Here is a 24679-nt window from a genome sequence, read left to right as displayed (position 1 = left end):
AAGCAGGTAAACAGTATGGTAGTAACACAATTACGCCCAGAGCATTTTGAAGCAGTCGTTAAACTGGCCAATCAAGTACACGGAGATAACTACCTTGATATGCCTGGGATAGCAAAAATGGTAGCGCTTGGCACCAAGTTTGACATAAATGCCTGTTTTGTTGCGTTAGATGATAGCGGTAACTTACTTGGCTTTAGAACGAGCTACGCTGCAGAGCAATGGCCAATTGACAAATGGTGCTCGCCAAAAGCGTGGCCTGTTTTACCGTCACAAATGGCTTACTTTAAGTGTATTGCCGTGGCACCAGAAGCTCAGGGGCAAGGTATTGGCCCGAAGCTCCTGCATGCGTCAGTGGTTGCATTAAGGCAGCAAGGTGCCCTAGCTGGAGTTGCACACCTTTGGAAACAAAGCCCAGGTAATGGCGCCGTAAAGTATTTTACAAAAGCAGGCGGCCAAATCATTAAAATTCATAATGACCGCTGGTTAGAAAACTGCATTAATGACGGGTACGTTTGTACAATCTGCAGTAACGAGTGCCACTGCCAAGCAGCTGAAATGGTTTTAATGTTTTAAATTTAAGAAAAAGAATAATATGAGCCCTAACTATTACGACCCGCTAACACATACACACTGCCAAGCAAGTGGCTATGCACCAAGCTACTGGGCAAGTACGGTTGATTTACCAATTCCTTGCCCAGCACCAGTGACCGATGCACACTATGAGGTCGCTATCATAGGTGGTGGCTTTAGTGGCTTACTCACTGCCTATTATCTTGCTCATTATTTCAATATCAGCTGTTGTGTGCTTGAAGCGAATCAAGTTGGCTTTGGAGCCAGCGCCCGTAACGCAGGTTTTGTGCTAAAAGGCTCTGGCCGTTTGAGCTACCCTCAAATGGCTAAAAAATGGGGAATGGATGCCTGCAAAGGTATTTATGATGAATTCAGTGAAGCGGTAGCACGTGTCGAGTCTTTAATCACTGAACATAATATTGACTGCCAGCCACAAGCAAAGGGTTATTTAAAAATCGCCCACAACCAAAAAGCGATGCAAAGCTTAAAAGCACAAGCAAGCTTTTTAAAACAACTTGGTACGAATGACGCGCAATTTTTGACAACAGCAGAACTTGAACGTGATTATATGCAGAATCAACAAGCCTTTGGTGCAATGCGTTTAGCAGATGGATTTGGCGTGAATCCTTTAAAATTGCTGCTTGGCTATCGTGACATCGCGTTGCAGGCGGGCGTCACTCTATATGAGAATGCATTAGTAACCAAGGTTGAGTCACCCTCAAATCGTCATACTTTACATGTTAACAATGCTGTTCTAACCGCTAATAATGTGGTTTACGCTGGCAATGCATACAACAATAAACAATCACACTCGCTTATCAATAATCGCTACCTACCTATTTTGAGCAGTATTTTAGTGACTCGTCCACTGACCGATGAAGAGTTAAGTCAAACCGGCATAAAAACACATCAAGTGACCATGGACACCCGTACTTTAAAATACTACTACCGCCTGCTACCCGATAAACGCATTTTATTTGGTGGCCGCGGCGCGGTATTTGCCAAACATCAAGACTCCCCTATCTACCTGAATAACTTAAAAAAAGGACTTGCTGAGAGCTTTCCTGTATTGGCTAACATTGAGCATGATTACTATTGGAATGGATTTATTGCCGCAGCTTTAGATGATATGCCACATATTTGTTTACAAGGTAATGTGGGATACATTCTTGGTTACTGCGGTGCTGGGGTATCATTTAGTGCACAAGCTGCATACCGTATGGCGCAAATGCTCGCCAAACAAACTGTGCCCAATTTACCTTTGTACCAAACGCCACTCCCCTATTTACCGTTTGCAAAGTTCAGGCGTTTTGGGCAGCTTGCCTATTATCAATACGCGCAAGTTAAAGACAAGCTAGGCTAACACCTAGCTTGCTTGTGTCATATAAATGATGCAATTATTTAACTCCATGTAAACAAATTGGAAAAACAAAATACATAAAAGATGCGTTAAATATACCTGCTTATAAAATTTAACTAAAACAACAGGTATATTATGAAAACTACAATCGCACTAGGCCTTTTGGCATTCACATCAACACTCGCTCTAGCCCAAGAAGCTGAGTCTGTCACGTTATTAAACAATGTAGAGCAAATCGAAGGGGAAGGAGTTACCTTTGATAAAGCGGTCGTTGAAGTTGCAAAAGTGAGCGACACACTCGTTACAACGTCTACTACTTATTACAATCCAAGAGTATGGGTGGGTAGCTATTTAGATAACTTTTTTGTTAACTATCTTAACGGCAACCAATTCTGTAGAGAGCGTGGACACCGTGAAGAAGCAGACGGTAGCACAATAAAGTGTGGCGAAGATGAATCCTCATACGCAGAATATAACTGGTATGCAAAAAGCTGGGAAAACAAAAGCACGGGTAGCAAAAATCAGTGTTACCCTTTATATGCTACGATAAAATGCCAATAATAAGATAATTTATATTTAAAAAACGAAAGCGCAGTACGCTTTCGTTTTACCACAGCTATTTTCATACCATGTTCGTATTTTTTAATCCTTTTAATAATACCCCTTGCATCAGTTAACCTTTCCTGTTTTATTTATCTGTACAAACACCATTCAGATTAGGGACATCTTATGCAACACTCAGCACTCACCTTAGCCTCATTATGCACTCTGCCATTACTTAATTGCGCTAGCGCAGTCGCAAATGAAAGTCATATTACTGCATGTAACTTTACAATACCGTCATCCCATTATTTAGTTGATGGGCTGGCGATGAACATTCAGCCTGGGGATACCGTTTGTTTAGCGGCTGGTGAGAGAGGCCCATTAAAACTAAAAAACATTTATGGCAGTGCTGAGCACCCAATCGTTATTCGTAATGCCGATGGCGTTGTAACAACCAAACCATATGAGTACAGCATTGCCGTTGAGCAATCAACATGGCTAAGGCTCACATCTATATCACCTAACCCTTCACAGCCATACGGTATACGATTAGGCGGTACATTGAGCATTGGCCAGCTCAGTGAACAAATAGAAGTAGATAACATCGAAATTTATCGTGCCCGCTTTGCTGGCATGCTTATAAAAACTGACCCCAATTGCGACCCAGCCACATGGGCTGAAAACTTCACAATGACAGGTATTAATATTCACCACAACTACGTTCATCACACTAAGGAAGGTGAAGGTATGTACGTAGGCTATACCGGTAAAAGCCGTAAGTTAGAATGTGATGGTGTGGCGACGACTGTATATCCACATAAGCTTGAAAACATTCGCATACATAATAATAAGCTCGAACAAACTGCTGCAGATGGCATTCAGCTAAACTCAGTAAAAGGCAACGCACACATTTACAGTAATAAGATTTACCGTACGGGCGTTAGCCCATTTGCTCCTGTTTGGCAAAATACCGGTATTCAAGTGGGTGGCGATGATGTACAAGTGAGAGATAACTTAATCTATCGCAGTGGCGGCAATGGTATGATGCTAGATGGAGATAACCTACAAGTCATTAATAACAAAATTATTTATGCGGGCGAAAATGGTATCTTTGCACGTAACCCGGCACAGCAAAACGCACAAATAAGCGGTGGATTGCCGCACAGCTATAAAAACAACCTAATTATTCAGCCAAAAACTTATGGACTTAAACTATACGCAACCAATACAGCTTCAGCACATTTGATCAGCGATAACACCATTGAAAATGACGGCTCATTAGACGCGGCAAACCGCCCGATGACTTTCTCATTTTTAAATGATCAAGTTGAACGAGTTTTGTTAAATAACCACCACTATATTGAAAACACCGACAACTAAAAAAGCTAACTACCACAGAAGCGATTTATTGTCGCTTCTATCAATTAAGACTCACTCTTTTTATTAAAAAACTTCCCAAAGACCATAAAGACAAATTGCATTAAGATAATGTTGATACAGAACCACTGCACTCCTTGATACCCTAATAATAGAGCGGCAAAAAACAGAAAACTAAATACGCCCAAATATAATGCAACCTCTCGAACGTTAGGAACGAAGCTCTCTTTAGCGTATAAACTCAGAATTACTAATAATGATGTGCAAGCTACAATAAATACCAAAGTAACAATGTAATATTGATAGTTATCGACTACGAAAAAGTACAACCACAGATTGTAGTAACCCACAAATCCATTGAGTGCTTGTTTGCTAGATACCTCAAAAATCTTGATACTTAAATATGGTGCTATCAACGGCACCAGCATAATAAACAAACCCTTAAAGTCCACAGTTGCAATCCTTTAATGGGACCAGTCTTGGCCCCGTAACTTACTTAATAACACACTTGTTGTGCTACATCTCCACCACCTGAGTTAGTCCAAACAGTGACACATATAAACTGCCTTTCACGACCGCCATCCCAGCCACCGCCATCCCTTCCACCGTCAGAACCTCCACCAGATGAGCTCCCAGAACGAATTTCTAACAAGCGACCAGCTTTGATTACCAAAGTATCTCCAACTTGTAGATCTGTTCTATACCAATTAGTACCTGTGAGTATTTCATTTAACATTGTAGCCGTAGTTGCTTCAACCAAACTAGAGCTAATAAGTACCCTAAGAGCCGCGGCTACTCTCGCCGCCACTTTTCCAACTACGCTAGCAGTAACCAAAGAAATCGCAATACGCCTTGCGTTATTATTCCCATCTATAAATTCTTGAGTAACAGTGAATTCAACTTTTTTGTTTATAACATAATCCAAAAAATCACTTTGCACCCATTGCTCGCAGCTATAGTCAGGGTCATATCTGCAATCCAAGGGCATATCTAAAGGTTGAACTCCTTCATCAATAATGCGCTGACTATTTGGGTAAAAAGTATCTAAATATTCTTCCAAAGAAATGCTGTTGATAAGTTCATTACCCTCGAAGAAATTAAATACTTGCTCCTGTCCAAAATATGTATCGTAAAAGCTAAATATGTATCTTAGCTCTTGATCAATATCACAATTATATCGGCATACAATATTCAGGTGACCGACTATCATCCAAAGGAGTCATAGTGGCTACTTTAGGCTCTAAAGAGTCCATATATGAGGCCAAATCATTGGCATAAGATGCTGCAGACATAACCAAAGTCATCAGCAGTATTAACGGTAGTTTCATAAGTAAATCCATTTATCGTTTATTAAGTTATCTCTTCACGGTTGAAGAGTCCCTAAAACGCCTTAACGGCAATATCAAGCGTAGTAAAAGATCAAATTAATAACTTCATTAAAACAAAAAAATCTCAACAAATTATAAAGAATTGTTCAGACCCCAAAATGGAGCTTCACACACCTACAAAGACAGCCTAATTATTCAGCCAAAAACTTATGGACTTAAACTATACGCAACCAATACAGCTTCAGCACATTTGATCAGCGATAACACCATTGAAAATGACGGCTCATTAGACGCGGCAAACCGCCCGATGACTTTCTCATTTTTAAATGATCAAGTTGAACGTCAAGTGTTCAATAACAAACACTATATTGTTACAAGTGACAAATAGCATTGCTATGCCATTTTAGTACAGAACTCAAACTTCACCGAGTTAACCAAAAGTGATGCAGCCTCTGCTGCATCACTTGTTTGTAGTTACAATGCTGATTTTGAGTCGAGTTGCGCCAGTTCCTTTTGCAAGTATTGTTTTTGTAATTCGCTCTCAACGCGCTCAATACCCGATTCAAGTATCTTTTTGGCTTGTTTGAGCTGGCCGTTTTTCTTAAGCGCCTCTGCCCATAACCCATAGATATACTCATCTTTTGGAAAATATTGGCTATTTACTTCAAGTAACAATGCTCCAAGGTGAGGATGCTTGTCTAGCTCATCTTCCGCCAGTTCATAGTAGCCATAGCGACTAAGCTCAAGCCCTTCAAATAATTGACTTAAACGCGTCAAATAATGACTTTTTTGTTTATCACTATATTCTGCATTATTTTGTATTTCTGACATTAATTTGAAAAGCTTAGCAATGCCTTCTTCTCTTTGCTGTTTTTTGCTATGCCAACGTTTATTTACCGCCTCTTTGGCAAGCGCTATCGCCTTATCTAACGCTTGCTCTGGTGCAACTTTCACATGAGGTTCAACACCCACTGTTTCCCAATTGGTTTTTGTCACAGGATTAATAGCAGTGCCAGTCGCTATAAATGTTCTAAAGGTTTCGTTTACTGGGAACATACCGCCGGGGTTTGCCGCCCCGCCCGTGGTCTCACCAACCAAAGTTGCCCGCTCACGGGTACGCATGTTGTAACTAAACTCTTCTGCAGCAGAGTACGTGCGCTTACTGGTCAATATATAAAGCGGTATATCGGTAAGCTTTTTACCTGACACGTCATCTAACACGTAAAAATCACGTGTTTCATCTTCTTCACGGTAATATAAGCTGTTCAATAGCAGCTTTTTATCAAAGAAGTAACTACATAAATACTGCACGGTGAAAGGTGAACCGCCCCCATTCTTTCGCAAGTCAATAATAATAGCCTGTGCAGAGGACAGCACGGTCATTGCCGCATCTAAATACGCTTTGGTATCTTCAAGCCCGCGAAAACTATTGAGCTGTAAGTAGCCAATATCTCCCTCAAGCATACTCACTTCTAATACACCTTGAGAACTTGCCCCACGATTTAAAGGTTTAAGCAAACTATCTTCAAATCGTGCTTTAGCACCAATGACATTATCTGAACTTGGGTTGACACGTACTCTTAAATGGCGATCCTTTGCTTGCGTTTGCAGCCATTCGGTTAATGCCATAGCAAACCCTTCTGCGTCATGATATTGGGCAAATTTACCTGCTTCAAACTCAGCTTTTAGTTTTGCGGTGGTTTGCTTCGCAACATCTTCAAAAACATAGTGCTCTTCAAGGAGTGTTGATAACTTTGTAATGGTATTTTGTTGTATTTCAGATGAGATTTCGTTTGCCATCACAGAACCTATCGTAGTGCCACATAGCAGCATACTGCAGACGAAAGACTTAATAAGATAATTCATAGGATTGTCCCTGTTATATGAGTATTTTTGAAGAATGTAGATGATCTTTACTCGTAACAATTGTAAAAAAGTAAATCTTTAACGTCGGTAAGGATCGTAGCGCCCCTCAAAACGGTTACTAATATGTTCTATTACTCCGTGGTGATAAGACTGAGATGAAAAAAAGGCCCTAGGAGCGATGTTAAATACGGCTTTAAACTCTCTGTTTAGGTGGGCTTGATCATAGAATCCAGCTTGCAGTGCGGCATCAGTTAACGCCTTATTGTTATCTTGTTGCTCTAAGGATAAGAAATAGTTTAACCGCCAAATACGACTTAACTCCTTAGGCAGTAATCCACAATTAGCCGTAAAGTGCTTGCCTAACGTCACTTTACTTAACGAAAAGTCATTGCAAATTTGCTGTATTGTAACATTTCCCCTGCGTTGCAAAATAGCATTCGCTTGACCTCTAAAGAGCTCTGGCAATGCAAAATTAGCCTTGTATATAACCTCAATTAGCCACCGCTTCGCAACCTCCACGCAAGCAAGTAGTAATTCCTTAGCCGTTAACGAACTAACCTTTGAAAATAACTCAGTTATTTGATTAAAGTAGAGTGTCGATTGAAGATGAGGTTGCACGCATACTAACGCGTTTTTTATTTCTTTTGCGTTAAATTGACTGAATGGCAAAAGTGCAAAAGGTTTTAACCTGATCGTAAATATCCAACTCACGTGTTGAGCATTTAGCGTAACCATACGCGTATGTTGTCCCATTAACCAAACGGATGGAGCCAACGTTTGCATACAAGACCCATCATGTAATGGGCCTTCGTTTATCAACAAATCAAATACACCTTGCGGTAAATAACTGACGCTATTTGATACTCGCTGTAACAAAAAACACTCTACGTAATGACTAAGCTCCGCACTTGGTCTACATTCGAATATCATATCCCGTACTTCCATGCATATTTTTGAGCACTTAGCTGTAACATTGCGGCTGGCGCGGACACGCATTGCCACGCACACAGATCACCCTAACATCTGCACTGAGGCTACGCTCAACCCAAGCGATATTTAAAATTTTTGCCACCCCTAACAGCTGCTGTTTTATCTGGTGCGGGATAACACTTGATCCACCGTGTTTAATACAAAGGTTCTGTAATTCTAACACCAAATGTTCAACATCGATCCCTTGCGCTGCGATGGCTGGATTTAAATCCACACCAGCACAAAGCACATGAAAATTACCCGCTAAATCTTCCACTTGTATAGACTCACAACAGTATAACCTTGGCTTACCTTCAACAAGTAAAATAGACAGCTGTGTACTACTTTGACTAGATACTTCGGCAAACTTTCTAAATACCGCCCAATGCTGACAAGGATCTTGTACCGTACGCATATTTCCCCAAGGTAACGGAATGCCATTCCCTCGATATACGGCTTTCAATTTGCCCGGCTGATAAGCATCAAAATAGTGCCAATGTGGGTAAGGTGACACAACGGTCATTCTGCGCATCACAACCGAGGGAGATAAGTTCAGTAATTTATGCACACTTACCTCATAGCCATGACTATCCAGCAACTGCCTAAAAGAAACTTTGGGGCACAATAAGGCACCTGCAAAAAAGCTTGCTTCAAAATCACGCCATGCATTGAGAATATCTTGTGCATTGGGGGTATTGTGATGTGCTTCTTCGTTATGTTCACTGCCCCCTATTGTAAGTCGACAATGTAGTCCTTCACGATTATGTAAAACGGCATGACCAATATGAACCGCCAAATCATACTTCAGTCTACTCTCGCGGTTTTTCAAAAGGGTGTTCAAATATACTAAGTTAGGTGCTTCAAAGTAGGAAGTAAGCAAATGCTTACTTGCTTCTTCTGACTCACTAAATTTGGATTCACCAGCTTGTTCAAACCAACGTAGTTGCAAATCATGTTGCTGAGCAATCGCTATCAAATCATCACTGTTTAGATACAAGTTTTTATGGCCAACGTCTTCTGCTGCTCGTTCGAGATCTGGAAAGTAATTTTGATGATGCTCTTGGTGCGCTCTGATCAGTAAATGGGCAAACTGACGGCCACTGATCCCCGTTTGCGATAGCATTTCTGGTATCGCAATCTGTAATATATCGTTAGAAAACAAAAAGTTTGGTTCTAAAGCCATGCCCAAGACACCGCCGTGATTACCTTTTTGCGGTGTAATACTGTCTACTTCAGGCTCGTTATCTAAAAACCAAGCCACAGGTTTTTGAAATACCTCTGACAAGTTCTCTAGCATCTCCTGACTTGGTGTGCGTTTACCGCGCTCAATCATTGATAAGTAAGACACGGAAGGCGCGGAGTGGGGATCAAAACGAATGCAACGCGCCGATAAATCTTCTAATGTCAGATGGTTTCGCTTGCGTAAATTACGTATTTTAGTGCCCAAAAAATGGGACTTGCGCATCAGGCTACTTTCTTTTTTCATTATTTTTATTCCATCGAAATGCCAGCTTCATGTATAAAAATAACACAATTTGTAAAATTTACACTGTGAAATTCTTTTTGTGAAATTTTCAGCATAACTCGCATACACTGAACTTGAACACTCTCACAACGCATATACATAACGTAACAAGAATGAGGAAATATCGATGACAGCCCTAACCCGTTCAAGTTTAACATCTCGACCTATCACCAGTGAAAAGCTTGATATAGCAAAAGAGTACCTGGATCAGCATTGCCCACTAGACCATGGTTCACACCTGCATGCTACCCATTACGTGGTTTACTACAATCACTTAATGGCCTTTTTCGCCGATGGCAACCATTGTGGACTTAAATATCCAAAACAATTTGTGGCCTTATGTGGTCATCGAGATGATCCATCTGCCATTTTATTACGAAAGGACGACCAGCTTCACATTGAGCTTAGCTTCAATCGCTGTGGAGATTCGGGCCGGTTAGACCGCGCAAACATCGATGATATTCAAGTAGAAACACCTTTAAGTTCGGTGTCTTCAAAGACAGAGCTTAAAAGGCTGTGGATGAGCTTTTTACATGGGGTACAAAATACAGCTAACCTTAAACTGTATACCGCCAAAGACGGTAGCGATTACTCTTTATGATATTTATATTTAATACAGTCCCTGTGGTAGGCGCATCAGCCAAGGTTTGCTGAGCAAATACCACAGCCTGTGCTGTTCAGCGACAAAAAAGTATGAAGCTCAAATTATCGCTCGTAAACCAGTAGAACCATTTATTATCCTACCATTTAATTAACCACCTCCATTTATTAATTTCACCACACTTAAAAACAACAATTAAAAAATAACACCCTTCGTTATTTTAAACAAATTGCCAAACGAAAATTTAAAACAGAAAATTAAGAATAAACACACTAACGATTAAAGATAACTTCAACTTAAAGACACTGCATTTAGTTCTTTTATCTATAGTTACTGCTGGTATTTTCAACGTAATGTACCTTTATAAAAATACACCATTACTCGCTGAGATTACAAAAAAACAATTTTGCGACAACACTTACCAATTGCGGTTGCAATTTTATCAGGCATTAGCGGAGCCATTGCTTCTTCTGGCGTTCAAATAGCCAGCACACTAAGCATAATATCTGTTGTTTTTTACGTTATCTGGGCATTTGGAGCTGCAAAGGCTCTAACAGAATATGCGTCTAAAAATCTTAATATAGAGCTAAAAACAAATCCTATATATTTAGTTACATTTAACTTTTATTGCATTAACAAATTAAATGAGATGACATCAAACCAGCCAACAGAACCGTTAGAAACTACTAAAAACAACGAACCTGCATGATATTTAAAGCCGCACTTTTAGTGCGGTTTTTTACTCTTTAATATTGAAAATATATTCATGTCACAGCTCATTCGTGTAAACTAATCTAAACAACTCCTTGAGCACAAACATCTACTGACCGCTTTGTTGTTCTGTTAGTTGGTTGTTATTCTTGAGCAAACTTCAGCTTGCGAACTATTTATTCAAGCTGCCTAGAAAGTATCGACAACAGGAATAATCATGAGCTGCCCATATCACTCAGACAATAAACCAAGTAACTACCGTGCAATGGAAAAAGACATTCATACCGATTTCAAGGATGACATGTCTTATGGTGATTACCTTAATTTGCAACAAGTACTAAACGCTCAAAACCCTTTATCAGACCAACACGATGAAATGCTATTTATTATTATTCATCAAGCCAGTGAGTTGTGGCTAAAATTGGCTGGCCACGAGCTGTATGAAGCAATTGAAAACATTAAAAGCGGTAACTTTGGCCATGCGTTTAAGGTGATCTCTCGTGTGAAACAAATTTTGAGCCAGCTGACTCAATCTTGGGGCATCTTATCAACACTAACGCCTGTTGATTATTTAAAGTTCAGAGATGCTCTGGGTCATTCATCTGGGTTTCAATCTTATGGTTATCGCAAAATAGAGTTTTTGTTAGGAAATAAAAATACCGAGCTGTTGAAAGTACATGAAAGTAACCCAGACGTGCATCAAGAGCTGAGCGACATACTACACAAACCAAGTCTTTACGAAGAAGCCCTAAAAGCACTTAAACAACAAGGTTTGCCCATTGATGAGTGCGTACTCAATCGAGATTTTAGCCAACCATACGAGGCGAATCAAAGTGTGTTGGATGCTTGGATAGTTGTTTATCAAAATGCCGATAAGTATTTTCATCTATATGAACTCGCTGAAAAGCTCATTGACATTGAAGATAGCTTCCAGCAGTGGCGCTTTAAACATATGTATACCGTGCAACGCATCATCGGAAATAAAATGGGCACTGGTGGCTCTTCAGGCGTAGAATTTTTGAAAAAAGCCTTGGATATTAGCTTTTTTCCTGAACTTTTTGAGCTGCGCACGCACCTGTAACTTTGGAGTAAACAAAATGACTATGGATTTAGCGTTAAAGTTACAGCCACATTATAGTGATTTCAATGTCAGCGAGCGCATTCTGCTGTCAGGTCATTCTCACCAAGCCTGGCCCAATGCTGCTAAAAATGGCTTGCTTGAGTGTTATCAAGATGCCGCCACTCACGTTGACGACAAATGGGGGAAGGCATTTGAAAAAGCGCAACGTGTAAAGGATTTCTATGCCAAATTACTTGGCGAAAAAAACGCACAGATCACTCTAGGTGAGTCTACCCATGAGTTGCTACTGCGCTTTTTATCTGATTTAGATTGCTTTAAAAAACCACCAGGCAGAGCGATAAAAATCGTCACAACCGATGGTGAGTTTCACTCTATGCGTAGGCAGCTTAACCGTTTTAAGCAACTCAATATGCAAATTGAGGTGGTGAATGTTTACCCAAGCAATACGCTAGCACAACGCCTTATCGACAAAATTGACGGACAAACAGATGCGGTGATGATCTCAGCAGTGTTTTATGGCACCAGTGAAATTTTCCGCGATGTGGGATTAGTTGCACAGCACGCACATGATATGAAAGTGCCTTGTTTGGTTGACACTTATCATGCACTCAATGTGGTGCCGTTTGACATCAAAACGTGGCAACTTGAACATGCCTTTATTGTCTCGGGGGGCTACAAATATTGCCAAGCTGGTGAAGGTAACTGCATGATGCGTATTCCACAAGGCTATAACGGCAGCCCTATTATTACTGGCTGGTATGCTGAGTTTAGTGTGTTAAACCAAGCACCAGGTCAAGTAAGCTATGGACCCGGCTATCACGCCTTTGAAGGCGCAACCTATGATCCAAGTAGTCACTATCGCGCCGCAGCAGTATTTGACTTTTTTGAGCAGCAACAACTAGATATCAATACATTACGAACAATCAACCAGCAGCAAATTGCGATTTTACGCGATGGTATTACGTCTGTGCCTAAACTTGCGCAAGCTTTTAGTCTTGCCAATCACAAACATGAAGACAATGGTGGTTTTTTAGCGCTTACAACCCCTCACGCTAATTTATGGGTATCAAAATTACACGAGCATGGCATTCAATCAGATAGTCGCGGTGAACAATTACGTTTAGGGCCTGCACCTTATGTGAGCCAAGATCAGCTTGAACAGGCATTAAATGTAATGGAAAGCTTAGTCCCGAGCATCTTGTAAAGAGCTAAGTGTTACGAAAAACTCAGTGTGATTTTTTCTGTCACACTGAGCGTCTATATATCAGCCTGCTATTTCATTTGCTTTTAGAGAAGGCTATTTAATCGCTGTTACATATTACCAAGCTCTATCATCATTGCCGTATACATCCTTAAATTTAACTTAAGTTGTTCGACTGTAATGAATTCATGCTCTGAGTGACCTGTGTAAGGCTTGCCTGGCATTGAAGGACCAAAGCTCACAGCGTTATCAAACAATTTTGCATTAGTCCCACCACCAATCGACACGAACCCCGCATCTTGATCTTGCGTATAGTGCTTAAATATATCTAACAACTTTTGTGCGTGAGGTGCACTATCGAGTAACATCGGCTCACCCAACTCAACTTTAAGTCCTGCAAGGGTAACATTATGCGCTTGTTGCCACGCGTTAATTGCTTGTGCTATCTGTAACTCCAACTGTGACGCGGTTTTGCCAACGGGTCTACGTAGATTAATCGACAACGTAAGCTCATCACCTTGGCGTGACAATAGTGTTGGTGCAACCGTCATTGGCCCCATAAAGTCGTGACTATATGCAATGTTGCCAAAATGCTTGCCATACAAACCTGTACCAACAAGTTCACTTAAAAACATTACAGCTTGCCCGTCTGCATTTTCAGCCAACTTAACACCGCTAAATAGTGCAGCTAAATGGCCAATTGCATTCACACCCGCTTCTGGCTCTGAAGAATGCGCAGATGTGCCTTTAACTACTACTTTTATGCCTTCAGGCTGCTCAATGAATTGTACTTTTGCTGTGCTGAAATTACTGGCTTGCGCTTTAAGCTTATCTAGCAACTCAGTCGAGGCGTTATGTAACATCAAGCTTGCGTCTTCAGGGATCTGACTTTTAAATGCCCCGCCCTTAAAGTTACTAACATATACGCCTGTTTGTTCTGCTGAGCCACTAAATGTTGGTTCAATCAAACTCCAGCCTTTTTCAGCAACTACAACGGGGTAACTCGCATCTATTGTGATAGCGTACTTAGGTTGCTCATAGGTTTTCATAAAAGTCTTAAGAGGCTCCCAGTCAGACTCTTCTGCAAGGTAGATCATTAATTCGATACGATTACTAAGCTCAATGCCATTATCTTTTATGGCCTTCATTGCATACATTGCAGTGGCAATAGGCCCTTTGTCATCTTCTGCGCCTCGCGCTATTAGCTTACCAGGCTCTGACGTTGTATCTAATTCAAATGGACTTTTCTGCCATTTACTTTCATCAGCGGGCTGCACATCACCATGCGTTACCACCGTGACTTTTTGCGACTGCTTGCCAAGTCCAATCAGTACCGTATGCCCTTTGTCCTGATAATCCAAGCCAAGCTGTGCGGCTTTCATTTTTAACAACTGCTTAAATCCGATGAATGCAGGGTTTTGAGGCGTTGCAATACTCTCTTTGTTTACCGTTGCAAATGACACCATATTCGCCAAGGTATGAATTTGTGCCTGCTGATAATTATTTACCGCATACTGAGCGGTTGAATGACTAATATCAGCAACATTTGCCTGTACACTATGTGTAAACATAGCCGTGGCCAGAGTAATATAACGGATCATAATTGTTCCTTAGATATACATAACCAACAAAGGGGCTTGCGCCCCCATTCATATTAATTTGCCAAAGCTGTCAACGTTAAGCTTTTTTTTGCTGCTCAATCCAGTGATTTACGTCGTCTTCAACAATGGCTAAAGGGCGTGCGCCTTTTAACAAAATAAGGTCATGAAACGCTTTAATATCAAACTTATCGCCTAACGCATCTTTTGCCTTACCACGCAGCTCTACTAGCTTAAGCATACCCAATTTATAGCCCAACGCTTGGCCTGGCCACGCTATGTAGCGGTCAATTGCAGCGGTTACATCGCTCATTGCCGTACCTGTTGCTTGCGCAAAATATTCGATAGCTTGCTGACGAGTCCAACGCTTGTGGTGCAGACCTGTATCAACGACCAAACGTGCTGCACGATACACTTCTGCCTGCAAGCGACCTAAATCGCCAAACGGGTCGTTTTCATACATCCCCATTTCATAAGCCACCAGCTCTGAATACAGTGCCCAACCTTCAATATAAGCATTAAATGACGCATTTTGACGCATTAAGCCAATATCTGTTTGCAGCATATTCAAAGCAATTTGAAAGTGATGCCCAGGCACAGCTTCATGATAAGTCAGAGTTTTCATCGCAAAGCTTGGCACAGCTTTCATATCTTTTAAGTTGATAGCAAATATGCCTGGGCGGCTACCATCCAGTGATGGACCATTGTAATAACCACCTGGAGCGCCTGCCTCTACTGCTTTAGGAATACGTTTTACTTCCACTTTCTGTGGCGGCAAGGTAGAAAATAGCGTAGGGGCTTTTTTGTTAATTGTTTCAATCTCACCACGTAAGAAAGTCAGCAGCTTTTCACGGCCTTCATCGCTATCTTCATACAAAAAGCGCTCTTCTTCATTGAGTTGCTTCATCCTGTCGCCAACGCTACCCTCGCTGTAGCCATTCGCTTTTAGAATGTCGTCCATGCGCTTGGTGATGCGCTCAACTTCTTGCAAGCCAATATTATGAATTTCCTCTGCACTCATATCTGAATCGGCAAGATACGTGATCTCATGTTGATAAAATGCTTCACCGTTTGGTTGTGCCCAAATACCTACCTTGGTCGGGGCTTTTGCTTCAAGCGACTTCATATCAGCAGTTACTTTAGCAAACGCAGGGTAAATTTTATCTTTTACTATCGCCGTTGCTTGGCTTACGTAATCTTGCTTAGCTTTATCCGATAAATCGGCAACGTCACCGAGTTTTTGCTCAAAAGAGCTCACTAATGGGTGCTGTGCAGCCTCGGGCGCAGTAAAGTTATCTAAATAACCTAATGTATTTGCAAACAGTGGCTTAGGCAAAATCACGCCTTTTTCGGCATCCGCCATCGCTTTTGAACGTACCTGCTCCGTCATTTTTGCAAATGCTTCAAGGCGAGCTAAATAATTTTGTGCATCTTGTTTTGACTCCACCCCATGTTGGTCTTTCAATACATTAGGAATATCGACCAATGGACCAGATAATTGATTGATTATGTAAGGTAGATGTCCACCCCAAGTATCGATGTATCCCGCTGAGAACTGACTATGACCAGCATAATATCTTGCCAGTACTTCGTTCACTTTAACATGCAAAAGCTCGTCGTCACTTAGCTGACCAGTTTGTAAGCTTTTTAGCTGCTCAGCGGCTTTATTCATATCAATTTGCAGTGCCTGCATCCCAGCTAAGGAGTAATTTGGTAGTCGGTCAGCATAATCACCATATTGCTCTGGGGATAACTTTAGCGACGTTGCCAAAGCTGGCTGATGAGTGATAAAAGTTTGCGTATATTGATCCACAACATCATCCACTGAAGCTGAGCTAGCTGAAGCTGATACCTCAGTTGAACTACCTGAGGTTGAATTGGGTGAATTACTCTCAGAAGAACACCCAGCAAGGGCAAAAAGAACGGCTAAGCTGACTAGGCTTGCTTTTTTCATAACAAAACTCCGTTGGTAACTGTTGCGCAATTTAAAGTATAGGTATTGATTTATTAATTATTCTGATTAACCTGAGTTTTGGATGAAAAATAGGTTAATTCATTGTTTTTTCAATAAAATGATTAACTTTTGTTCTCATCTAGCCAGTAAGTTTTAGGGATAACAAGGCGAATTTACGTACTATATAGCGGGCTATTAGAAGTGAATTCAATGCAGTTAGCGTTAAAACTAGCTGCTAGAGAGATATTAGTTATCCAACCTCAGGTTGATAAAGTCACAGCAATACCATTTTTAGCCTACAATATACAGCTTTATGAGGTGAGCAGCAGCTCAAAAAGGCGGGAAACGCGTTGATGTTTTTTATTAAATTCATATTCTAAACTAAGGAAGTTGTACCAAATACACAGTGTCGGCTTTGGCAGCACTTAACAACAGACGCCGCGCTTCTAGCTGTTCAATTGATGAAATGCCATGTATAGAGTTGCTTTCATTGTTGTAAGAAATTGCTTCGGATAACCTACCATTTGCTTGCACGCGCAATTGCACTAAACCACTATCTTGCTCGCCTGCAGCAAACAAATGTTTTCCATCATTGGAAAGTAATAGTGTACCAACCCCTTTTAACCCTTCAACAGTGATGCTCTGAACATGGTTGAAAAAACCATCTTCATCAGCAAATACTGTGATGCTTGCATTACTGGCATTAGCCACATAGATAAATTTGCCGTTGTGAGATGCAATAATTTTTTGTGGATTACTGAGAATTTTTTCAGCACTTAGTGTATTTTCAAGCTGCTGTAAAAAAGCCAGTTTTCCTTCATTATCTCTTGCATAAATAGTCACAATATTACCGTCAAACCCTGCAACAAATAGTTTATTTCCTGATGCCGAAAGTGCAATGCTTACAGGGTTTCCTAAATGTTTTGGTTGTTTATCTAGGTGTTTTACTTGTTGCGCTAATTTTATGGTTTTGGCATCCACATTAAAGATAGTGACTGAATTACTCTTATAGCTTGCTACCAACAACTGCTTCCCATCATGGCTTTGGATCACTTCCCAAGCACCAAATAACCCCAATTTATCCAAATTTGCTAAAGGTTGGTTATTTTTAAATACAATTTTGGGTGAAATGTGATCGCTGAAGCTTTGCAAGGGGATAAGCTTACTGTCATTGCTAAAGTCAAACACCGACAAAGCACCATCATAAAAGCTTGTAACAGCAATACGCTTCTCACTTCCTATTTGCGTTAAACTAGCTGCCCCCTCCAAATAAATACCTTTATCTGGCGCACTTTTTAAAAAGTCAAAAGGCTGTAATAAGCGATTACTTTTTAGTTTGAATCCCACCAATGCATTGTCATCTCCGCTGACAATAAAAACATGTTTACCATCTTTAGATAGCTTTACATGTCTTGGGTTGTCTAGCCCCTCAACACCATTCTCACCATCTTGAATAGTTTGAACGACTGTTAGTATTTTATGCTCAATTGCAAAACTAGCTTTACTTGCACCTGTGATCAGTAAACAAACGAATAAAGCGACATAGCCTTTTAATCTCACCATCAGACACCCAACGATTAAAAATATTTAGATTCAGTAGAATACTGGCTTTTCCCAATAGGTAAGTCAACGACGTTAATTAAGATACAGTATAAATCTTCGCTGCGAGCAAAAATAAAACTCAAAGTGGTATTTTGGATATAGAAATGAAAAAGCGGCCGCACTTGAGTATACCGACCGCTTATTAAACTGAGGGATTAGTTTATTTTGGTATCTAAGTTCTTAAGACCTAAATTTGCCGAAACCACAGTGCCTTCTTTTTTTAAGCCAGCGAGTACTTTTGCCAGGTTTTGTTCTGATGCTGTAACAACATAGAACGACTTATAAGCTTGCTTTAACGTTAAGCCGTGCGCTTTAGCAACTTCATCAGCATCAGCAAAGCTTGCTAATTGAATAAGTACTTCGCCCGTAGCTTCATACGCACTTAGGCCGTTGTCACCGATAATGACTTGCCCTTTAGTTACGGCTTCACCACTTAGCACATCACCAACCGTCGTTTGACTATCAAGTTGCAATTGGCTGATGTCTTGAACTGTAACATCTTTCAATCCATCAAATGAGATTGGTGTATTTGCAAACACCGCGCTAGATGCAGTCATCGCACATAAAACGAATAGTTTTTTCATTGTCATACTCCTTAGTGGCCGTAAATACGAAGTGACCAATCTTTTAATACACCCGGATCAGTATTGTTATTACCATTGGTGCCAAAGAAGCCTTTGTTTGGGTGGAAAATCAAGGTACTACTTGTGCCTTTGTCTGTATCAAGCACTTTAATGGTCCAGTTACCTTGCGATTGCTCGCCATAGAAGTGGTGGCTCAACATGATTGTGTCTGTATATCCACCTTCAGTGCCGCTTAAGAAGCCTGTTCTTGCACTCATCACGACACTGCGCGTACCTGATGGTGATGTAAGCTCAATCGCCAAATCGCGCAAACGTGTATGATCAATGTTCACTTTTAGCTGCACAGCTTCAATCGTTAAGTTGTCATCAACACTCATTGTGCTTTGTGCACCAGTTAAATCTGCATCAGGAATAGTGACATTAGCATTTTTAGCTTGCCAGTCAGTAACTTGTAACTTAGGTAGTGATACGCCAGTAAAAAGTGCTTTATACACCGCATCATCTACATTAACCGCACCTAAACCATAAAAGTTATGGAAGTTATAACCCGCAGCGTTTGTTTGCCATCCAGGAATTGCATCATAGCTGACGGTTTCACCTGTTGCAGATTCAAAGTTCAAAGTGACACCACTGTTTTGTGGATCAACTTTGCGCGCCGTTGAAGCCAATAAATGACGCACAGTTCTAGCATCAAGGGCTGGATTTGCCGACATCACAGTAGCAACAGCACCTGCGGCATTTGGCCCTGCAGACGATGTACCGTTCATGATTCCCGTAAAGTTACAATTAGGGTCAAGATCAGAGCCTCCATGTAGGCTATTTTTATGAGCACCAGATACGTTCATGCCTCTATCACAACCGGTCAAATCAACCGTTACCATCGCTGGCTTATCGTCACCATATTCACCGCCAGGTGCTGATAAGAATACATTCGCACCAACAGAAGAATATGACGCTAATTTACCCTCTGCGTTTAACGATGATACGACCAAGTTCCAAAACGACGTATTTAGATCTGAAATATTCGCATTATGAAATGGCAGGCCCTGATTGTTTAATGTCTGGCCGTTTTCAAATGGTAAGACATAGAAGCGTTCACCGTTGATGTATGTGGTGTAATAACTAAAAGAGTTACCCGCTGATTTCACATAAATAGCCCCTCTGCCCCAATGGCTATCAAGGGTGATATCTTGCATAACCGTTTCTTGCAATGCAAAAGTAGGATCTTCATTTGCATCACCATTGACAGGCGCAGAAGGAGTGCTGCCATAGCTTTGGTTAAAGACACGCGGATCTGTAAAGCGGTCAAGTGCTCTAAAGTCTTCACTTAGTCCATGTGACAACATCCAAGATTCGATGGACTGTTCATCTAGGTAATTAAAACCAATTAAGTTTGCGTATGGTGCAACACCTCGACCACCTAAGTTATTGCCCTCTTCTGCAGCAATGAGGCCTGCTACAGCGGTACCATGACCATGCGTATCAACAGGGTATTCACTACCATCAATTAAGTTCTTTGAACCCGGAACAACATTATTCTTTAAGTCTGGGTGTGAGATCTCCACACCAGTATCAATGACCGATACCGTGATACCTCGGCCTTTGATACCCATGCGATCTGCAAAATCTAAATTCAGGTCCTCTCCTGCATTACCTGCTGATAATGAAAAGCCTGTTTGTCCTGTATTTTGTAAATGCCACTGCTGAAATGTGAGTGGATCGCGTTTTATTAAGTCTTGCTCTGGCGAAGTGTTAGCGTTAGCTGCACAAGTTGCAGCAAGTACTGAAACTGCCAAAATTTTCTTTTTATAATTCATAGCTTCCTCAACGTGTTACCCCATAAGGGGGACTAAACATAACACTCTGGTCACGTATCAGCAACAGAAAAAGACATCGCTGTCATTTAAAAATACACATTTTACAAACAAAACAACCCTTTACACTCAAAAAAATATTACATTTAAAACACAAAAAACACATATTTACCCATTAACAGACCATTTGAAACTTACCTTGGGCTTTGATCGTTAACGAGATAGAATGTGCACTGTATTAATGGGGACTCTTATGAATCGCAAAAAGAAGATATATGAAACACTGAAGAAAAAAGACAAACGGGCAAATGCTAAGTTACATAAGAGCAATAAGCCCCGTTATATCTCGAAAGCAGAGCGCGAAGCCAAGCAAGAAAATGACGACAACTCTCACCTGACAGAGCAAGCTGAACAAGGTTAGTTCACTACTTGCTCATTTAACTCAGCCAACATCTCATCATTAAACATGTTGTTTTTTAACAACGCTTGTAACTTGCCATCGCCATGTTGATATAATGATAGAATTTGCTGGGCTAATTTTTGACGCAACTCGGGCTGCTTATTTTTTGCTTGGTAGTATTGAAGCATTAAACCATCTGCAGCCATGCTTTTTAAATATTCATTTTGCTCCTTTTCTATTATAGCAACAAAACTATCAGCCACCCTCGCATCAGTTAATGGTGTATTGGTAATAACTTCTAAAGCTTGAACTTTCAGAGCCTCATCCGTGCTCTGTTGGGCAATCCGCATAATTGCGTCGACCGTTTCGTAATTATAATGATGCATTTGTGTTTTATTGAGCACATACATATTCATTTGCAGTTGTCCCATCGCTGCAAGCCTTGCTCGCGCATTGAGGCTAGTATCCAGTATCTTGGCGTTAAGCTCTTTATTCACCTGTAAAGCGTAGTCAGGATCTGTTTTTAGCTTTAGTTCGTAGTCTTGAGGTAAGTTTTCATAAAATGCGTAGGCCGGATCGTTGTTCAATGCCTCTTCTCTTTCGCGTGCCTGTTTTTTCTTTAGCACTGTCAATACAGACTGTTCAAAGTTACCTTGCTCCGCAAATTGACTGTTATGAGCCACAGGAGTTTGCTCTATGGCGCGTAAACGAGCCTCTAAATCTAGAATTTGTGCGCTCAAAGTGCTGATAACCTGCTCATATTGAACAGCCTTTTCGCTATGTTCCGGGTGATAGGCAGGGGCTTTATGGGCTGTTTGGTTGCTGTCCGAAGGGTTCAATACGTTATACAAAGATAAAACCAAAGCAAACGCTGAGATAAGCATGGCTATGTAAGCATGTTTCAACTTCAAAACTCCTAATATTGATATGTCGCCACTGTATACAAAAGCTTAGTAAATATCAGCAGTAAAAATGTAATTTTGAGTTGCATTTTTAAGACAGTAGTAATGTATCTGAAATAGTTTTGCAAGCAATCGATCACACCCTCCGCCTAATATGTCGTCACACCACCATGGATGAAAACCATGACTAGGATGGCATTTTTATTTTAGGAATAATCATGAAAAAGATCAGTAGTATACTCGTTGCGCTCTTACCCGCATTGGCGTTTGCACAACCTGAGGTCCATTATGAGCAATGTAAAAGCAGCTTTAACTACCTAGGCGCCGACTACCAAGGCACTACCAATAAAAATAATGATGGTAGCCAATGGTGCTACCTTAAAAATGCACAAGAAGGCGCCTATTGGGGGCATGTAAAAGTAGAGACCATCCCACAATTTAAAACGAAAAGTGGTAAAGCTTGTCGCGCACCTTCAAGTTACCAAGGTGAACAGTTTTATGGCTGTAGCTCTCGTAACCACACCACGCCTTGGTGCTACACCAGTGAAAGCGAGTGGGAAGAGTGTGATATTGTTGAGCCAGCCCAAATGCTTAGCCACACTCATCCACAAGCAAATAAGCGCTTAGACAGAGTGGCGTTAGGCTCTTGTTTTAAAACCAAAGGTGATATGCCCGAAGCCTTAGCAAGGTTAATCACTCAACAGCCAGATTTATTCTTATGGCTTGGTGATAATATTTATGCCGACACCACCGACATGGGCCAAATGCGCAGAAAGTATAATGAGAAAAAGCAAAACCAAGATTATCACGCTTTTTTAGAAGCAAAAATCCCAGTAATGGCGACTTGGGATGATCATGACTTTGGCCGAAATAATGATGGTAAGCATTACCCAGAACGAGAGAATGCCCAAAAGGAATATTTACGCCATTTTGATGTACCTCAAAATGACTCTCGCTTGAACGGTCAAGCCGGTATCTATGAAGCAAAAATGTTAGGGAATGAAGGTGAAAAAACACACGTGATCACCCTTGACGCACGTTACTTCCGCTCGCCCACTTTTAACAATTACGGTAAATGTGAAGGAGAACAAAGCACAATGCTGGGTGAGCAGCAATGGCAGTGGCTTGAAGCAGAGCTTGCCAAACCATCACAAATCAAACTTATTGCCAGTGGTATTCAAGTACTGCCGCCATTGTACCAAGGCAGAAGCATGTCTAGTTACTGCGCTTATGGCCAAGGTCAACAGTTTGAAGCAGCCATAGCTGCTCTTGGTGAGCGCGATATGTCGGGAACAAGCTATGAGTCGTGGGCGGAAATGCCCAATGAACGTAAACGCTTACTACGTATGGTACAAAAATCAATTAATGATGGAAAAACCAAAGCAGTCATTTTCTTATCCGGTGATCAACACTGGGGAGAAATATTACAAAAAGATATTCCAGCAAGCAGTGAATTTGGAAAACAAGCCACTGTATACGAAATCACTGCATCTGGCTTTGGTCAAAACTGGCCTTACCATATAGAAAACCCTTTGAGATTACCTATCTATGCAGACACTAAAGGCGATGGTAAATTTAATAAGCAATGTAAGCTACCTTTTGTCTATGCGGGTGTCACTTATCAAGGCTGTACAACCAAAGACAACACCCAACCATGGTGCTACACCGAAATAGATGAAAATGACAAAGGAATTGAAGGCCAATGGGGGAACTGCGCACCCAGTGGCGCTAAAATTCCAACTGGTTACGTGGGCACAATAAGTAAAAATATTAATAACTTGACCACAAGTAACCGTCACTTAATCAACAAGTCGGGCAGCAATTACGGCATGTTAGACATTGATTGGCAAAACCGCACCATAAAAATGTCAATCCAAACAGCTGATGAAGAAGCTGTTTCGACAATTATCACATTTTAAAAGTGGTTATATTAAGGAGCTGCCTCGACAGCTCCTTGCTGTCCTTTGAGCTGCTCCCCTAGTCGTTGCTTTAGCAACTCCACCCGCCGCTCTAACTGTTCAATGTCAATCAAATCGCTTTGATACTCAACTTCGCTTTCAAGTACTTCTTTTTGGGTTTGCAGATTAATAATATATCTGGCTAGATTATTTAAATCGCTATTGAGATATTTATTAATGATAATGAGATTGTTGATGGCCCCAAGACCTGCCGGCGAAATATTTTTACTCACTATTGGCTGTACAATAATATCATCCAAATAAGTTGGTGCTGGCAAATCGTTATTTTTATAAACATTTTCAATGAGTTGCTTATCTTGTAATGACTGCACATAAACGTTCATACTTGTTGAGTAGTCTAAGCTGGTATCCACCGTTTCTATTGCAGCGTTAAGTAATTTTACGACATCCTCTTTTTAAGCTTGTTGCGCACGATACTCACTAATACCCCTGCTAAGGTTGCTAGCAGCGTAAGAATAAAATCTACACCGACACTATAACGTTCAATGGTTTTTTTAAAACGCGGTAAAAATGCAAAGCAACCAACAGCCACCAACAATACCGTTAAAACAGCATACAGCACCCTATCATTTGTTCCTTTTTTATAGTTATTGGCATACTACCAAAACACGCAGTAAACACGAATAAAATCCAACTTTTTGCCTGATGTCGCTTTTTTTCAAGAATTGTAAAAGACACAAAAACTAAACTAGCAGCATTAGCAAACAGGAGAAA

General features: G+C 40.9%; 25 protein-coding genes. 11 read left to right on the top strand and 14 right to left on the bottom strand.

Annotation, left to right across the window (positions count from 1 at the left end; genetic code table 11):
• Positions 1-15: 15 nt before the first annotated feature.
• From HG263_RS16850 to HG263_RS16835, 4 genes are all read left to right on the top strand, one after another.
• Entirely contained in the window at positions 16-573 is a 558-nt protein-coding gene (locus HG263_RS16850) for a GNAT family N-acetyltransferase (RefSeq protein WP_171627261.1), read from the top strand.
• A gap of 19 nt (positions 574-592) precedes the next feature.
• Positions 593-1933: an NAD(P)/FAD-dependent oxidoreductase gene (locus HG263_RS16845; protein ID WP_171627260.1), complete on the top strand. Its 1341-nt coding sequence runs from the start codon at positions 593-595 to the stop codon at positions 1931-1933.
• Between the two features lie 132 nt (positions 1934-2065).
• On the top strand, positions 2066-2491 hold the full coding sequence (locus HG263_RS16840) for a hypothetical protein (RefSeq protein ID WP_171627259.1): 426 nt from the start codon (positions 2066-2068) through the stop codon (positions 2489-2491).
• Positions 2492-2659: 168 nt separating this feature from the next.
• Positions 2660-3853 carry a right-handed parallel beta-helix repeat-containing protein gene (locus HG263_RS16835; RefSeq protein ID WP_171627258.1) on the top strand — a complete coding sequence of 398 codons (1194 nt, stop codon included), beginning with the start codon at positions 2660-2662 and terminating at the stop codon, positions 3851-3853.
• Between the two features lie 44 nt (positions 3854-3897).
• Here the strand turns inward: HG263_RS16835 and HG263_RS16830 are convergent, their stop codons facing one another.
• The 3 genes from HG263_RS16830 to HG263_RS16820 are packed head-to-tail and all read right to left on the bottom strand — an operon-like array spanning position 3898 to position 5178.
• Positions 3898-4302 (bottom strand): hypothetical protein, encoded by a 405-nt coding sequence (locus HG263_RS16830; RefSeq protein WP_171627257.1) that lies wholly within the window; start codon positions 4300-4302, stop codon positions 3898-3900.
• A 44-nt stretch (positions 4303-4346) separates the two neighbouring features.
• The gene (locus HG263_RS16825; protein WP_171627256.1) at positions 4347-5060 is read right to left on the bottom strand and encodes a hypothetical protein; all 714 of its coding nucleotides are present in this window, start codon (positions 5058-5060) and stop codon (positions 4347-4349) included.
• Positions 5023-5178, bottom strand: a complete 156-nt coding sequence (locus HG263_RS16820; protein WP_171627255.1) for a hypothetical protein — start codon at positions 5176-5178, stop codon at positions 5023-5025. The genes HG263_RS16825 and HG263_RS16820 overlap by 38 nt, the downstream gene beginning before the upstream one ends.
• Before the next feature lie 142 nt (positions 5179-5320).
• On the opposite strand from HG263_RS16820, the gene HG263_RS16815 reads away from it, so the two are divergent.
• A complete protein-coding gene (locus HG263_RS16815) occupies positions 5321-5566 on the top strand; it encodes a hypothetical protein (protein ID WP_171627254.1) in 246 nt (81 codons plus the stop codon).
• Between the two features lie 86 nt (positions 5567-5652).
• On the opposite strand, the gene HG263_RS16810 is transcribed toward HG263_RS16815, so the two are convergent.
• The 3 genes from HG263_RS16810 to HG263_RS16800 form a co-directional block, all read right to left on the bottom strand.
• Entirely contained in the window at positions 5653-7044 is a 1392-nt protein-coding gene (locus tag HG263_RS16810) for a S41 family peptidase (RefSeq protein WP_171627253.1), read from the bottom strand.
• A gap of 78 nt (positions 7045-7122) precedes the next feature.
• The gene (locus tag HG263_RS16805) at positions 7123-7974 is read right to left on the bottom strand and encodes a helix-turn-helix domain-containing protein (protein ID WP_171627252.1); all 852 of its coding nucleotides are present in this window, start codon (positions 7972-7974) and stop codon (positions 7123-7125) included.
• A 31-nt stretch (positions 7975-8005) separates the two neighbouring features.
• Positions 8006-9499, bottom strand: a complete 1494-nt coding sequence (locus HG263_RS16800; protein WP_171627251.1) for a DUF3612 domain-containing protein — start codon at positions 9497-9499, stop codon at positions 8006-8008.
• 166 nt (positions 9500-9665) lie between these two features.
• Between HG263_RS16800 and HG263_RS16795 the strand changes: the two genes are divergently transcribed.
• From HG263_RS16795 to HG263_RS16780, 4 genes are all read left to right on the top strand, one after another.
• A complete protein-coding gene (locus HG263_RS16795) occupies positions 9666-10139 on the top strand; it encodes an aldolase/citrate lyase/malate synthase family protein (RefSeq protein ID WP_171627250.1) in 474 nt (157 codons plus the stop codon).
• 406 nt (positions 10140-10545) lie between these two features.
• Complete coding sequence (locus HG263_RS16790) at positions 10546-10848, top strand: hypothetical protein (RefSeq protein ID WP_171627249.1); 303 nt, start codon at positions 10546-10548, stop codon at positions 10846-10848.
• A gap of 219 nt (positions 10849-11067) precedes the next feature.
• Entirely contained in the window at positions 11068-11931 is an 864-nt protein-coding gene (kynA, locus tag HG263_RS16785; protein WP_171627248.1) for a tryptophan 2,3-dioxygenase, read from the top strand.
• Positions 11932-11947: 16 nt separating this feature from the next.
• Complete coding sequence (locus tag HG263_RS16780; RefSeq protein ID WP_171627247.1) at positions 11948-13135, top strand: aminotransferase class V-fold PLP-dependent enzyme; 1188 nt, start codon at positions 11948-11950, stop codon at positions 13133-13135.
• A 107-nt stretch (positions 13136-13242) separates the two neighbouring features.
• On the opposite strand, the gene HG263_RS16775 is transcribed toward HG263_RS16780, so the two are convergent.
• The 5 genes from HG263_RS16775 to HG263_RS16755 form a co-directional block, all read right to left on the bottom strand.
• The gene (locus HG263_RS16775; protein ID WP_439331998.1) at positions 13243-14730 is read right to left on the bottom strand and encodes a dipeptidase; all 1488 of its coding nucleotides are present in this window, start codon (positions 14728-14730) and stop codon (positions 13243-13245) included.
• A 79-nt stretch (positions 14731-14809) separates the two neighbouring features.
• Positions 14810-16684 (bottom strand): DUF885 domain-containing protein, encoded by a 1875-nt coding sequence (locus HG263_RS16770; RefSeq protein WP_171627245.1) that lies wholly within the window; start codon positions 16682-16684, stop codon positions 14810-14812.
• Between the two features lie 381 nt (positions 16685-17065).
• Complete coding sequence (locus HG263_RS16765; RefSeq protein WP_171627244.1) at positions 17066-18247, bottom strand: lactonase family protein; 1182 nt, start codon at positions 18245-18247, stop codon at positions 17066-17068.
• Between the two features lie 194 nt (positions 18248-18441).
• On the bottom strand, positions 18442-18870 hold the full coding sequence (locus HG263_RS16760) for a serine protease external chaperone (protein ID WP_171627243.1): 429 nt from the start codon (positions 18868-18870) through the stop codon (positions 18442-18444).
• A gap of 11 nt (positions 18871-18881) precedes the next feature.
• Positions 18882-20687, bottom strand: a complete 1806-nt coding sequence (locus tag HG263_RS16755) for a S8 family peptidase (RefSeq protein WP_171627242.1) — start codon at positions 20685-20687, stop codon at positions 18882-18884.
• 250 nt (positions 20688-20937) lie between these two features.
• Between HG263_RS16755 and HG263_RS16750 the strand changes: the two genes are divergently transcribed.
• Positions 20938-21105 carry a DUF2986 domain-containing protein gene (locus HG263_RS16750; RefSeq protein ID WP_171627241.1) on the top strand — a complete coding sequence of 56 codons (168 nt, stop codon included), beginning with the start codon at positions 20938-20940 and terminating at the stop codon, positions 21103-21105.
• Here HG263_RS16750 and HG263_RS16745 read toward each other — a convergent pair.
• The gene (locus HG263_RS16745; RefSeq protein WP_171627240.1) at positions 21102-21989 is read right to left on the bottom strand and encodes a hypothetical protein; all 888 of its coding nucleotides are present in this window, start codon (positions 21987-21989) and stop codon (positions 21102-21104) included. The genes HG263_RS16750 and HG263_RS16745 overlap by 4 nt on opposite strands.
• Positions 21990-22204: 215 nt before the next feature.
• Between HG263_RS16745 and HG263_RS16740 the strand changes: the two genes are divergently transcribed.
• Positions 22205-23905 carry an alkaline phosphatase D family protein gene (locus HG263_RS16740; RefSeq protein ID WP_171627239.1) on the top strand — a complete coding sequence of 567 codons (1701 nt, stop codon included), beginning with the start codon at positions 22205-22207 and terminating at the stop codon, positions 23903-23905.
• Between the two features lie 11 nt (positions 23906-23916).
• Here HG263_RS16740 and HG263_RS16735 read toward each other — a convergent pair whose 3' ends face one another.
• Both HG263_RS16735 and HG263_RS16730 read right to left on the bottom strand, forming a co-directional pair.
• Positions 23917-24318 (bottom strand): hypothetical protein, encoded by a 402-nt coding sequence (locus HG263_RS16735; RefSeq protein ID WP_171627238.1) that lies wholly within the window; start codon positions 24316-24318, stop codon positions 23917-23919.
• A 26-nt stretch (positions 24319-24344) separates the two neighbouring features.
• Positions 24345-24527 carry a hypothetical protein gene (locus HG263_RS16730; RefSeq protein ID WP_171627237.1) on the bottom strand — a complete coding sequence of 61 codons (183 nt, stop codon included), beginning with the start codon at positions 24525-24527 and terminating at the stop codon, positions 24345-24347.
• Between the last annotated feature and the right edge of the window lie 152 nt (positions 24528-24679).

Origin of the sequence: Pseudoalteromonas caenipelagi, from assembly GCF_013140855.1 — a bacterium.
Taxonomy (GTDB): domain Bacteria; phylum Pseudomonadota; class Gammaproteobacteria; order Enterobacterales; family Alteromonadaceae; genus Pseudoalteromonas; species Pseudoalteromonas caenipelagi.
Note: the sequence above shows the minus strand (reverse complement) of the source record. Positions and strands in the feature narration are given on the sequence as shown.